Source organism: Rhizobium etli 8C-3, assembly GCF_001908375.1.
Classification (GTDB): Bacteria; Pseudomonadota; Alphaproteobacteria; order Rhizobiales; family Rhizobiaceae; genus Rhizobium; species Rhizobium etli_B.
In genome coordinates this window covers 833,948-845,796 of sequence record NZ_CP017244.1, presented here as the reverse complement: position 1 = coordinate 845,796, position 11,849 = coordinate 833,948, and the positions used below count along the sequence as shown (strand labels likewise).

Genomic DNA, 11,849 nt, shown 5'->3' with positions numbered 1-11,849 from the left:
CCGTGTTGACGTTCATGTTTGAGGCGATAGAAGTGAAAAGTGAATGGATTGTGCAGATTCTTCGGCTCTCGGTCTAAAGGCCCGACCGCATCGAAATTTCACGTCCCGTTGACCGCACTTTCCGGATCTTGACCCGATCCCGCCACTTTGAAGATTGACCATGCTGATCCGCCAGGGGCACGAACGCAACGAACAGATTGACAGGAAGCTCGCCTCTTGTCTTGCGGCCATCGCCGGCGCGCTCAACGCGGCCGCCTTTTACGCGGTCGGCTTCTTTTCGGCAAACATGACCGGAAACATTTCCATATTTTCCGATCACATTGCCGTCGGCGCGTGGATTTCCGCCCTGTTCTACCTTGCGATCATCGTAACCTTCATCCTGGGCGCAGCCGTCTCGACGCTGCTCATCAATGCCGGCCGCAGACGCAATATAAATGCCATCTACGCCTACAGCATCCTGACCGAAGGGATCTTGCTTGCAATACTTGGCTGTGCCGACCTTTGGCTGCTTGGAGAATGGCGAGCACCGGTTCTGGTGATCGGCCTTGCCTTTCTCATGGGACTTCAAAACGCAGTCGTCACCCGCATTTCCAACGCTCGGGTGAGGACCACCCACATCTCGGGAATGGCGACCGATGTCGGAATCGAGCTCGGGATGATGTTCGACATCCTGCGCGGGCGGGAGCGACCCAGCGAGGCGCAGCATGACCGCGCCAAACTCCTTTTACATGTCCAAACCATTCTCGCGTTTCTGTTCGGCGGGATCCTGGGCGTCCTCGTCTATCGCTCCGCCGGCGGCTTATTGCTTATCGCCACTGCCGCGCTACTGCTGGCGATTGCCATGGCCGGCATTTTCAGGGTGCGGCAGCAGCGGGTACAGGCGTGAATCGCAAGGCTGGTGATCAAAGGCGCTGCAGGCAGAAGGAAAAATGCGCATCTGGATCCAGCGTCAGGTATTCGAAGCGCCATCCATATTCCAAGCAGAACTTGTTGACGGCTTCCACGACGCCGTAGACGATCGGCTTTACGGTATTGCCGGTACAAAAATCGTGGCCCGCAATTCGCCCGCCGCGATTAACCTTGCTGTTTGAAAGGACCAGTTCCTTCCAGGTGAGTTCGAAGGAATGATCCGTGTCGATATAAACCCAGTCGAAAAAACTGTCGTCAAACATGCTTAGAGCTTCAAGCGACGTGCCCTGCCGGATCACCACTGTTCCCTCTTTTATCTCGCCGGCGAATTTCTCGCTCACCGTCGCCATGCCGGCCGAGTAACGATCCATTCCCCACGGATCGATCAGGAATAGTTTTTCGGGGCGATTCCGCTTGAGGATTTCACACGTGAACTCTCCTTCAGCTACTCCGATCTCGGCTGCAACTGCACGATTGGGCAGACGATAAAGGAGTTCATTGCGATCAGGCAGGAGTTTGGCGCCTTCGGTATGGACAAAATCAAGCCTTGTTCGAGGTGTGCTGCTCCTCAGACGCAGCCGCTCTTCGCGCGTTTTCACTCTGTGCTCCAGTCTCGAATGGTTATTGTCACGACACAACACCAGAACGTGCCGCAACGCAGCCCATCTCTATACGCAAGTCCGGCGTCACGAAAGCTTGCGAGACAAGAAGATCCCCCTTGGCGGTTCACAATCATCCGAGCGCGTCCGCAGTGGACATGGTCCGATGATGCCGGTTCTAAAAATTTGCTAGAAAAAGCCGGCAATGGTCTTGCAGTTCTGCGCCGATATCGGTAGAGAGCCTTCACACTGGATGCTGCGGCATCGAGGGGCGATTAGCTCAGTTGGTAGAGCGCCTCGTTTACACCGAGGATGTCGGGAGTTCGAGTCTCTCATCGCCCACCATTCCCTCAGATTGCCTTTGTTTTTGTTTTCCTTTTCGGCTGAATCACGTACCGCGAGTAGGGTGCGGGTTTTTTGGCGGCTTCGATTTGTTCTGTGACCGGGCGTGAGGACTTCCAGCCCGGGCGTGGGCGTATGCGTCTCGTTCCTGCGAAAACAGGCTGACCAGAAAGCGTCCGTTTTAAAGCGCAAGCTACTGCTGCGCCGGAGCCGTTGGAGGAGTGGCCGGCGCCGGGGTTGCATCGTTGTCAGCCGGTGCGGCCGGTGTTGCCGGTGCTGGAGCAGGCTCCGATTTGGTCGTCGAGGACGTTGTCGCAGGGTCTGTATCCGGCCCATCGAGCCACTCTACCAGTGCGAAAGCCGCAACAGCGAAGACCACGATACCAGCGACCCAAGCGCCCCACGAAGGCCGGTTGCGAGCCGGTGTCGCGCGGAGGTCAGGCTCGCTTGGCGGCTTAAGCGGGCGGTTCGGCTCGTTTGGGTTGTTTGGGTCGTATGTCATGCCACGTTCCTCATCTTTGGTGGTAGAGAAATGAAGCGATGGCATGTTTGTTCCGCGCGTCGGTCGCCAGTTGCCCAGCTCGCTCGATTCATTGATGGTGAAGAAACCTCCTGTCGAATATTCCGGCCGGCGCGCAATATATCGTTTGGGTGAAGCCGACGCGCTGGTGGCCGGTCGAATATCGCCCCTGGAGGCATGACGGCAGCTGCGGCAGTCGTCAAATAAGGGGCTGGTGAGCCGTAGGAAACCGCGGGCGGTCTATGAGACCGACGGCGAATGAACCGTTGACGGGAATGAGGCCCGTGTCGGGGGGCCCCAAGCGTCCGTTGTCAGAGGTGGCGACGCCCCGTCGATTGAAACGACATTTCGGAGATTTATACCATGGCGGTCAAGCGGATGGACAATATCGGAATCGTCGTCGAAGACCTTGACGCGACGATTGATTTCTTTCGCGAACTCGGCCTCGAGCTTGAAGGGCGGGCCGCGATCGAAGGAGAGTGGGCCGGACGTGTTACTGGACTGGGCGATCAGCGTGTCGAGATTGCCATGATGCGCACACCCGACGGCCACAGCCGGCTCGAGCTCTCCCGCTTCATCACGCCGCCCGTCGTCGCAGATCACCGGAACGCCCCGGTCAATGCACTCGGCTACCTCCGCGTCATGTTCGCCGTCGACGACATCGACGAGACGCTTGAAAGGCTCTTCACGCATGGCGCCAAGCTCGTAGGCGAAGTCGTCGAGTATAAGGCCGCGTATCGGCTCTGCTACATCCGTGGGCCCGAAGGGCTTCTCATCGGACTCGCCCAAGAACTCAGTTGAGCGCACGAAGCTGGCTCCCGCGCATCGCTTTCGGCGGAGTCTCTGGACGCCGGATGTCTCTTAAGGGCATCGATAATCTCCATGGCGGTGGCTTCATCAAGGCGTTTGAGCGGCAGAGTTTCAGCAATGACGGCGACCTGGTGCGTTCGCGTATCGACAATCGACCAGGTGCCATCCCCATCGCGCCTGGCATAATAGTGCGGGAATGTTCGAGTGTTCATACCTACCTCTGTTTCTTGGCAATGCGCGCGAGAAGCTGTTCCAAGCTGTGTTCGTTCGTAACGCCGCGCTGATATAAACGGATGATCAGGGTTGCGAGCTCATCACATGCGTCGTCACCTCTTACGTGCTCGGCCGCGCAGATATGATCGAAGACTCTTTTGCAGATTACGATATCTTCGTTCTGCAATGGGGCATCGTTTGCAGCAAAATCATCTCTGGCCATGGGTCAACACTCCCTAAGAGAATGGGTTATTTTCGAAGATGTTCCTGAACGCAGGATGAAAATCCCGCTCGCGGCCAGGCATCGCTTTTGATATTCTGGTGTAGCCTTCGATCTTCCTTCAAGCCTCTCTCACCGTCGGTGCAAAGCCGTGGCGAGGCATAATGTTCAGCCTCTGCCAAGGTATGGTACATCGCCCATTGCCACTGGCGGGAGCGCCAACCGCCGATTGCATCGAGGTTTATACGCCCGAACTGCAAAGCGCCGTCGATGGTTGGCACCCGGGCGCGCGGGTGTCATCGGTAAAAACGCTTTCAGAGCGTCAACGGACAGGTCAGGCCGCGCATCAGTGAGCGAACCGACACCGGGTTGGCAGCTCCTGCGAAGGACATCTGAAGATAGGCACGCGCCCCCTTGGCACGGACATCTATGAGGAACCGTCGACCGGCCTCGCGGGGCCGCAGGCGCGACCCATCCAGAAACCGCAAGAGACCCCAAGGACCCGGCGCGCTCTTCTTTTCGAGCGCAGGACCTATATCGAAGGATATCTCAAAGCCTTGCGCGGGCGAGGCTCCTGGCCAGTTCAAGGTGACCGACTCCCCTGATGTGACGACCGGAGCATGAGCGCCGCCGATCGAGACAGTGGCGGCTCCTCGTTGGGCAAGAGCTTCCAGCACAATCGGGATGTCGGGCGGCGCTCCCTTGCGAAACAACGCCTCGCCAACTGCAATCGCCCTTTGGAGAAAGGCCGCGCTTTCGGGTGAGTAGCCCGAAAGCCGCGCTTGCGGCTTCCATCGCCACGGTGTGGTCGACGTGTCCATCAAGTGTGCCAGTTGTGCTCGGAAGTACTTTTCTATGGCGCCATCCGGCGCGAAGATCCGCGCGACTTCGGCCAGGTTCGCATCAGGCCCGTCAAAGAATGGATAATGGCCGCTTACGGCGGCCTGGCAGGCGGCCGCAACCTGGGAACCCCAAGGTGATTGTGGTGACAGCGAAGGCTGCGTTGCCTGAGGTGTCTGTTTGGGAGCGTGATCCACAACAACCTCCGACGCTTTTGGGGCAGCCGTCTGAGCGATCACGTCCTCGACGATCTGCACGACCAGCAGCGGGGCTTGCTGCAAGGCGACGATCGAGTTGGCGCGCTCCTGTGCGTCCATCAGGGATTTCTTTCCGATCTCCGCATCCGCATCGAGGACGGAGAGAGCGACGTTCAGCGACACAAAGAGCTGCGAGATCTCCGACATCCGGCCCTGTTCCACGAACTGGATGGCCGGACCCAATGCAGCTGCCACCTTAAGCTGGTGAGCGTGGCTTCGGCTGCGGTCGGTCCCGCCGGACTGGCGCCATGCCTCGCGGATAAGCGCCGACAGCGGCGAGTTGCGGGCGCTCAGCCCACCGCTGATCACGACAGACGTGGGTTGGTCCGTGAACGGCCGCACGCGAAGCTCACCCAGATACTGCGTCCATGCCTCAAGCGTGCGCTTTTGAAGGAGATCCATCACCGCATCCGTGGTCGCCGTGCCGCCCGAAGGCAGAAGCCTTGCGGCTTCGGACGTTGCCCGGCGGATCGCGTCGGCGGCGCCTGACCTGGCATAGTTCCATCCAGCCTCCGTATAGAGACCGGGGACCCCACGCTCGATCGGCAGGCCTGAGCGATGGATCAAGATCGTTTCGAGACCGGGAACCGCCTGAGCGAGAGACCAGGCAGGAATAGCTGCCGTCTTTTCGGCCCGCGTCAGTTCCAGCAAGGCGCGCTCACTCGCAAAGCCTTCAGCAGCGAATTGCCGTGCCTGGGCGATCGTTTCGGGATCGGGAGATGGAAGTCCCGGCTGAGGCTTTGGCATGGCTGCAACGTGCTCGGCCAGTAAAGCAAGTTCGGGGAAGCTCTCGGCGCGATCGGCGACCCACCCTCCCAAAAACCTGGGCTGCCAGTCCGATGTCCCCTTCAGTATCGACAAAGCGCGAAGGGTATCGTAGAGCGCATTGGCCTCCCCTTCCGTGGCAAGCGCAACAGCCAGTGCCTCGGCGAGCGGCTCGACAACCAAGGCTTCGGCCGCCTCGCCATAGTGACGGCGCGCCGCTGCAGCGGGATCGATCATCTCGATATGGTGAATGAGACCAAGCGGAGAGCGGGCGCCATCCTGCTCAACGAGCCGAACCGCCGCCACGAATGCATCGAGCTGAGCCGCCCGCGCGGCTGGCGTGGCGATCCTGCCCGCTTCCACAACGCTGCCGACGTCAGGTAATCGTGCCAGCAGCCGCTCGCGAAACTGCCACTCGGCCCAACCGGCCCAGGCGACCAGCATCGCGAAGAACAGAGCCACCGGAACAAAGACGAGGCCACGATCTGTTCGCGTTCTGTGCTTCTCCTCCTTCGACTGTGCAGCTTGAACGGCTTCACTGCAGTGCCCCAGAAAGCGCGCCAGATCTCGCCGAGACAGCCCCCCTTTCGCGGCTTGGGAGGCCCTTTCGGCGAGACCGTCGGCGCCAATCATGTGGTTGATCGGAAGAGCGGCTGCGAGCGCACGCTCCCATCGTTTGATCGGCAGCGCCGGATTGCTGCGCGCACGGACATCGAGCAACGCAACGAGCGCGTCGCGCGCATCCAGTATCCAGTCCGGCGGAACGTTCCTGCGCCGTCCTTCTTTCTCGAACTCGGCCACGAGCATGCGGGCCGTCGCAGCCAATTCCTGCGGATCAGGCCGCTTCTCGCTTTCGGCACGCTTCGCGAGGCCAAGCAGCGGCTCGGCCAATGCCGGAAGCACGTCCGCTCTCGCTCCATCCCGACCCGCAGGCTGGACATAGTCCCTCACAGTTTGCCCTCCGCGGCCCATTTGCGAAGCAGCGCCTCACCCACTTCAAAATGCATGGAATCTTCCCGGGTATAGCCAGCTCCCCAATACCAGCCGGCATCATTGAAGAACTCTGCGAGCACTACAAGTCCGAACTGTGTGCTGCTGTCTCCCATCCTGTCGAGGTTCTTCTTGAGCGTCAGATCGACGGCCGCGCCCCAGGCATGCGACGACACAGACCTGTTCGAGCCTCGAACATAACGCGCGCACAGCGCACCAGCCGTGCCGATTGCGGAATAGATATCCGGCTCCTCCTTTCGGAGGCGCTCCATGATATGCGCCAGCGAATCGAGGGCGGGCCTGATCATCGTCAGGCGGAAATGTCCTATGTCCCGGCTAACCAGGTTCTTGAGCAATTTCGGGTTGGTGACCGGTTGGCAGCTTGTGGAATAGGCACTACGCGGCTCGCCGAGGATCTGGCGGAGCACTGCCGGGGTCGGGCGTATGACCCCCTCGTTGAAGCGCTTCTTCGCCAGTTGCATCGGCTCCGTCATATTTTCGGTCTCCTCCGGCGGCGCCATGCCGCCGAACTGGTCGATCGAAAATGATTCCTGGCTCAAAGGTTCCCCGGGAGGGGCGGTGACGGCGAGGCTTGGCGCGACAGGATCGGGGCGCGGCGCCTTTGCTAGTTCTTCCACCTTTCCCTCTAGCTCTATCACCTTTGGCTTGACAGAATTCAGCTCAGCTCGCAGCGACTGGATCTCTCTGTCCTGCTGAGCGAGCTGTTGCGTCAACCGGTCTATTCTTCCCGCGTTCGGATCACGGTCCGTGTCTCGAAGCAAGTCGCCGACAAACGCGAAAACCGCCGCCGCAAGAATGATGCTCATTCCAATGACGACAGCCGCAATCGAATTGAGTGGCCTCAAGGCGCTGCATCTCCGTCAATCCGAATCACTACCACAGACACATTGTCTGGAGCGCCGTGATCGAGAGCGGCGGCGACCAGCTGGCGGCAGGCGGCGTCTGGGCTGGGCGCGTTCAAATGGGTGATGATCTCGGCCTCGGTAAGACAATCCGTCAATCCGTCGGAGCAAAGGAGCAGAAGATCGCCCGGCTCCAGCGCGACCTCGATGGAGTCCACGTCCAGCCGGTCGGCGGCGCCGATTGCCCGAGTAACCACGTGGGACTGCGGGTGCTGCTTGACAGCGGCAGGGCTAATGTGCCCTTCATCGAGAAGTTCCTGCACCACCGAATGGTCGCGCGTGAGTTGCAGCAACTCATCTTTTCGCAAACGATAGGCCCGGCTGTCTCCCACCCAAGCGATTGTTGTTGTCCCGCCGTCGATGAGTGCGGCGACCACTGTAGCGCCCATCTGTGCCACATTGGCCGAAGTCGCCCAACGGCGCACGGCGGAATTGGCCGACTGCAGTGCAGCAACGAGGTGAGCGCCGGAAACGGGATTGTGCGGAATGAGGGCGAGCTGTTCGATGACCAAGTCAGCCGCGACGTCGCCGTGACCGTAGCCGCCCATTCCGTCAGCTACTGCCCAAAGGACGCCCGAGGGATCGGTGAGAACCGCATCTTCGTTGGTTGTTCGCACATGACCGGTATGGCTTAGTCCCGCTCCTTGCGACCTGCCCGGCCGGTTCGGTGCCCGCGTCGAAGCATTGTCCCGAGAATCCGGGGTCATGATCGGATGAACCCCATTAAATCGATCCGTCGCAAGAGCGGCTAGCGGATCGGTTGCAGCCAAAGTCATCCTATAGTAATTTCGTAGAAGGCGAAACCTTTTTGCCAAGGAGCCTGAGATGAAGCGCTTGCTGACCACCAAGCTGACGATGTTTCTCGCTCTATTCTTCGTCACTCAAAGTGATTTGGGCGCGCAGGAACCGAACGATTTGGCGTCGCTCAAAGAGCGCTTTCAGCGGCAGATCGAGTTGTTCAAGGCGGCACGGCTCGGAGCCACTCGCGGCCTGGTTCTTACCAACTCCAACTCCGCGTCCGAAGCAGGGGCCATACCGGTGACAATTGCCACGCCTGAAACCGGAGGAGCCACAACCGCTCCGGCTCCCCCTCCCCCTGCAGCCATTACGTCGCAAGGCACCGAAGTTGCTCCAGCAGCCCCAAATGAAGGTCGGCCGTCAACCCAGCAACCGACGGCGACATCACCGGCAACCGCTCAATCCGCAGCGGCGACAAGCGAACAGCAGACATACTGGAAGCTACCGCCCGACGACCAGATCAACGTCCGCATAAATTTCGACTTCGATTCAGCGGCCATAGCGACGAAGCAAAAGGCGATGCTGCAGAAGTTCTGCGAAGTAATAAAGGATATGGACATTAAACTTGTCCGTATCATCGGTCACACGGATGCGGTCGGAGGCGCAAGCTACAATCAGCACCTTTCCGTGCTGCGCGCAAAGGAAGTAACGCGCTTCTTCACGGATGATTGCAACATCCCTCCAGAACGGCTCGAAGCCGTGGGCGTCGGCGAGCAGTTTCTTCTCAACCAGGAAAATCCGAAAGCCGACGAAAACAGACGCGTGGAATTCCAAGCTGTGAGCTAACGGCGGCCGCAACCGCTAGCGGCGAAAGCACGTTCCTTATTCGAACGCGTAGGTGAAGCCTTCAGCAGATGCTCCGACCGTGGCCTTGGTAAGGCGTTTGCCTTCGAGCGCCCAGTTCAGAACGCCTTGGCTCAGGGTCGGCAGAAGCGTGTTTGTCAAAATCGCGTCGATCATGCGTCCGCCTGATTCAACTTCGGTGCACCGAGCCTTGATCAATTCCAAAACACCGTTGCCGATGACCAGTTCGGCGTCATGGCTGGCGCGGAGTCGGCGCGCGATCTTGGCAAAATGATGTTGTGTGATCGCATCGATCATCAAATCCGAGAGCGGGTAATAGGGCACGACGATCACCCGTCCGAGGAACGCTGGCGGAAACACTTTCAGCAGTGGCGGCCGCAATGCGCTTTCGAGTTCCTCAAGCGGCGGCCGCGTCCTGCCGCCGTCTGTTCGCTTCATGATGACGTCGGATCCGACATTCGACGTCAGCAGGATAAGGGTGTTCCTGAAGTCGATCCGTCGACCCTCGCTGTCGTCCATCATTCCCTTGTCGAAAACCTGGAAGAAGATCTCGTGCACATCCGGGTGCGCCTTCTCGACTTCGTCGAGCAAGATGACGGAATAGGGGCGCCGCCGCACAGCTTCGGTCAGTACCCCCCCTTTGCCGTAGCCGACATAGCCGGGAGGGGCACCCTTGAGGGTCGAAACCGTGTGTGCCTCCTGAAATTCCGACATGTTGATGGAGATCAGATTCTGTTCGCCTCCATAGAGTGCCTCGGCGAGCGCCAGCGCCGTTTCTGTCTTGCCGACGCCTGAAGGCCCGCACAGCAGGAAAACGCCCACAGGCTTTTCAGGTGAGCCAAGTCCTGCACGGCTGGTTTGCACGCGCCGTGCGATCGATTCCATTGCAACCTCCTGGCCGACGACGCGCTCTCCAAGAAGCTCTGCGAGCTGTAGCGCCTTTTCAGTCTGGCTGGTCAGCATCCGGCCGACGGGAATACCCGTCCAGTCCTGCACGACGGAGGCCACAGCGTTGCGGTCAACGGAGAGCAGGATTAGCGGCGTCTCGCCCTGGATGCCTGCAAGTTCGGCCATCAGCATCTTGAGCCGTGCAAGATCGGCGACCTGGTCGGAGAGCTTTGTGTCGCCGTCCTGCTCGGGGAGATCCACGTCGGCGGCCACCGGCAATTCCACGTCCGCCTCTCCCCTGGCCAATACCTGATCAAGCTTAACTCCCTCTCCCCGCAGCCTCGCCCGTAGATCGAGGATCTGGGAGACCATGGATTGTTCTCTTTCCCAGCGAGCCCTTGCGGCAAGCAACGCGGATTCCGTCTCGCAAAGAGAGGCTTCGACCTTCGACAGGCGCTCCGCGACCTCGATGCCGATCGCAGCTTCGCGCTCAATGATGCCCTGCTCGATCTCGAGAGAGTGCTTGCGGCGCACAAGATCTTCGACCTCAGCCGGAGTCGCGTGCTGCGAGACCGCCACGCGTGCGCAGGCCGTATCGAGTAGGCTGACTGCCTTGTCCGGCAGTTGGCGCGCTGGGATATAGCGATGTGAAAGGCTGACGGCTGTCTCGATGGCTTCGTCCAGGACCTGCACCTGATGGTGCTTCTCCAACGCGCCTGCCACACCACGCAGCATCAAAATGGCGGCTTCTTCATCAGGCTCTTCAACCTTGACCACCTGGAAGCGGCGGGTCAAAGCTGGGTCTTTCTCGATATGCTGCTTGTATTCTGCCCATGTCGTTGCAGCGATGGTGCGAAGCTCGCCTCGCGCCAATGCCGGTTTGAGAAGATTTGCCGCGTCTCCCGTTCCCGCGGCACCGCCTGCCCCGATCAGAGTATGAGCTTCATCGATGAAGAGAATGATCGGAGTTTCCGATGACTGGACTTCATCGATGACTGTCTTCAGCCGCTTCTCGAACTCACCCTTGACGCTCGCTCCCGCCTGCATCAAACCGATGTCCAGCAGGTGTAGCGCCACGCCTTTAAGCGGCGGCGGCACGTCTCCTTCTGCAAGGCGCAGTGCAAAGCCCTCGACCACAGCCGTCTTGCCCACTCCGGCTTCGCCGGTCAGGATCGGGTTATTCTGGCGCCGGCGCATGAGGATATCGACGATTTGCCGGATCTCGGGATCGCGGCCCAGGACCGGATCAATCTTGCCCTCGCGTGCGCGCCGGGTGAGGTCGGTGGCGTATTTCGCCAATGCCGAGTCACCGCCCGCCGGGCGTTTTTTCCGGGACAATTCTGGAGCTTCGGGCTTACCGGCATTTTCAAGTGAGCCGGCCAGTACGTCGTCCAGCCGCGGGATAACCGCATCCGCCTCGATCCGATCGAATTCGGCACTGATCTTCAACAGGAGCCCGTCAAGTACCGCCACCTTTCTGCACGCCAGCAGAACATGCACGCCGCGAACCTCCTCAGATGCGAACTGCAGGCTTGCGAGGCTCCAGGCCTCCTGGATGGCATGAAAGATGTGATCGGAAAACTCCTCGATGGAGGTAGCGCCATAAGGTAGCTTGTCGATCGCCCTCGCCATGTCGGCAGCAAGCCTTCCGACGTCGACGCCGGCATCGGCGAGGATAAGCTGAAAATCTGCGCGGTCGACCAGGGCCAGCTGTTCGATCCAGTGGACGAGTTCGACATAGGGATTGCCGCGAAGCTTGGCCGCGTCCGCCGCCGCCTTGAAAGCGCGCAAGCACACAGGATTGAGCTTGCCGACCAGTTCCTTGCGCTTGAAGCTCTGCTGCATGTCGGTCAGCTCCCATCATGTGATCTTGAATAGAACGTCGCTGCCCTTCGATCGCTAGTCACAGCGTGCCACATTAGAGTATTCTTGACAAATATCCGACCCGCGTGTTCTTGATGAATATTATGT

At 59.7% G+C, this 11,849-nt stretch carries 10 protein-coding genes and 1 tRNA gene; 4 read left to right on the top strand and 7 right to left on the bottom strand.

The annotated features are described in order from the left end of the window. Window positions 1-160 precede the first annotated feature (160 nt). Window positions 161-886, top strand: a complete 726-nt coding sequence (locus AM571_RS28960) for a YoaK family protein (protein WP_074064429.1) — start codon at window positions 161-163, stop codon at window positions 884-886. Between the two features lie 16 nt (window positions 887-902). Here AM571_RS28960 and AM571_RS28955 read toward each other — a convergent pair whose 3' ends face one another. Further along, window positions 903-1,508, bottom strand: a complete 606-nt coding sequence (locus tag AM571_RS28955) for a class I SAM-dependent methyltransferase (protein ID WP_074064428.1) — start codon at window positions 1,506-1,508, stop codon at window positions 903-905. A 269-nt stretch (window positions 1,509-1,777) separates the two neighbouring features. On the opposite strand from AM571_RS28955, the gene AM571_RS28950 reads away from it, so the two are divergent. Beyond that, window positions 1,778-1,853, top strand: a tRNA-Val gene (locus AM571_RS28950). Window positions 1,854-2,043: 190 nt separating this feature from the next. Here the strand turns inward: AM571_RS28950 and AM571_RS37840 are convergent. Beyond that, window positions 2,044-2,352, bottom strand: a complete 309-nt coding sequence (locus AM571_RS37840; protein WP_074065641.1) for a hypothetical protein — start codon at window positions 2,350-2,352, stop codon at window positions 2,044-2,046. Window positions 2,353-2,733: 381 nt separating this feature from the next. Between AM571_RS37840 and AM571_RS28940 the strand changes: the two genes are divergently transcribed. Continuing rightward, entirely contained in the window at window positions 2,734-3,171 is a 438-nt protein-coding gene (locus AM571_RS28940) for a VOC family protein (protein ID WP_074064427.1), read from the top strand. A gap of 223 nt (window positions 3,172-3,394) precedes the next feature. On the opposite strand, the gene AM571_RS28935 is transcribed toward AM571_RS28940, so the two are convergent. The 4 genes from AM571_RS28935 to AM571_RS28920 form a co-directional block, all read right to left on the bottom strand. Then, the gene (locus AM571_RS28935) at window positions 3,395-3,616 is read right to left on the bottom strand and encodes a hypothetical protein (RefSeq protein WP_074064426.1); all 222 of its coding nucleotides are present in this window, start codon (window positions 3,614-3,616) and stop codon (window positions 3,395-3,397) included. A gap of 311 nt (window positions 3,617-3,927) precedes the next feature. Continuing rightward, window positions 3,928-6,426, bottom strand: coding sequence for an ImcF-related family protein (locus AM571_RS28930; protein ID WP_237358655.1), 2,499 nt, complete (start codon window positions 6,424-6,426; stop codon window positions 3,928-3,930). Next, a complete protein-coding gene (locus tag AM571_RS28925) occupies window positions 6,423-7,292 on the bottom strand; it encodes a M15 family metallopeptidase (protein ID WP_074065640.1) in 870 nt (289 codons plus the stop codon). The genes AM571_RS28930 and AM571_RS28925 overlap by 4 nt, the downstream gene beginning before the upstream one ends. A gap of 35 nt (window positions 7,293-7,327) precedes the next feature. After that, window positions 7,328-8,095: a PP2C family protein-serine/threonine phosphatase gene (locus AM571_RS28920; protein WP_074065639.1), complete on the bottom strand. Its 768-nt coding sequence runs from the start codon at window positions 8,093-8,095 to the stop codon at window positions 7,328-7,330. A gap of 118 nt (window positions 8,096-8,213) precedes the next feature. Between AM571_RS28920 and AM571_RS28915 the strand changes: the two genes are divergently transcribed. After that, complete coding sequence (locus AM571_RS28915; RefSeq protein ID WP_074064424.1) at window positions 8,214-8,972, top strand: OmpA family protein; 759 nt, start codon at window positions 8,214-8,216, stop codon at window positions 8,970-8,972. 36 nt (window positions 8,973-9,008) lie between these two features. On the opposite strand, the gene tssH is transcribed toward AM571_RS28915, so the two are convergent. Then, complete coding sequence (gene tssH, locus AM571_RS28910) at window positions 9,009-11,723, bottom strand: type VI secretion system ATPase TssH (protein ID WP_074064423.1); 2,715 nt, start codon at window positions 11,721-11,723, stop codon at window positions 9,009-9,011. Between the last annotated feature and the right edge of the window lie 126 nt (window positions 11,724-11,849).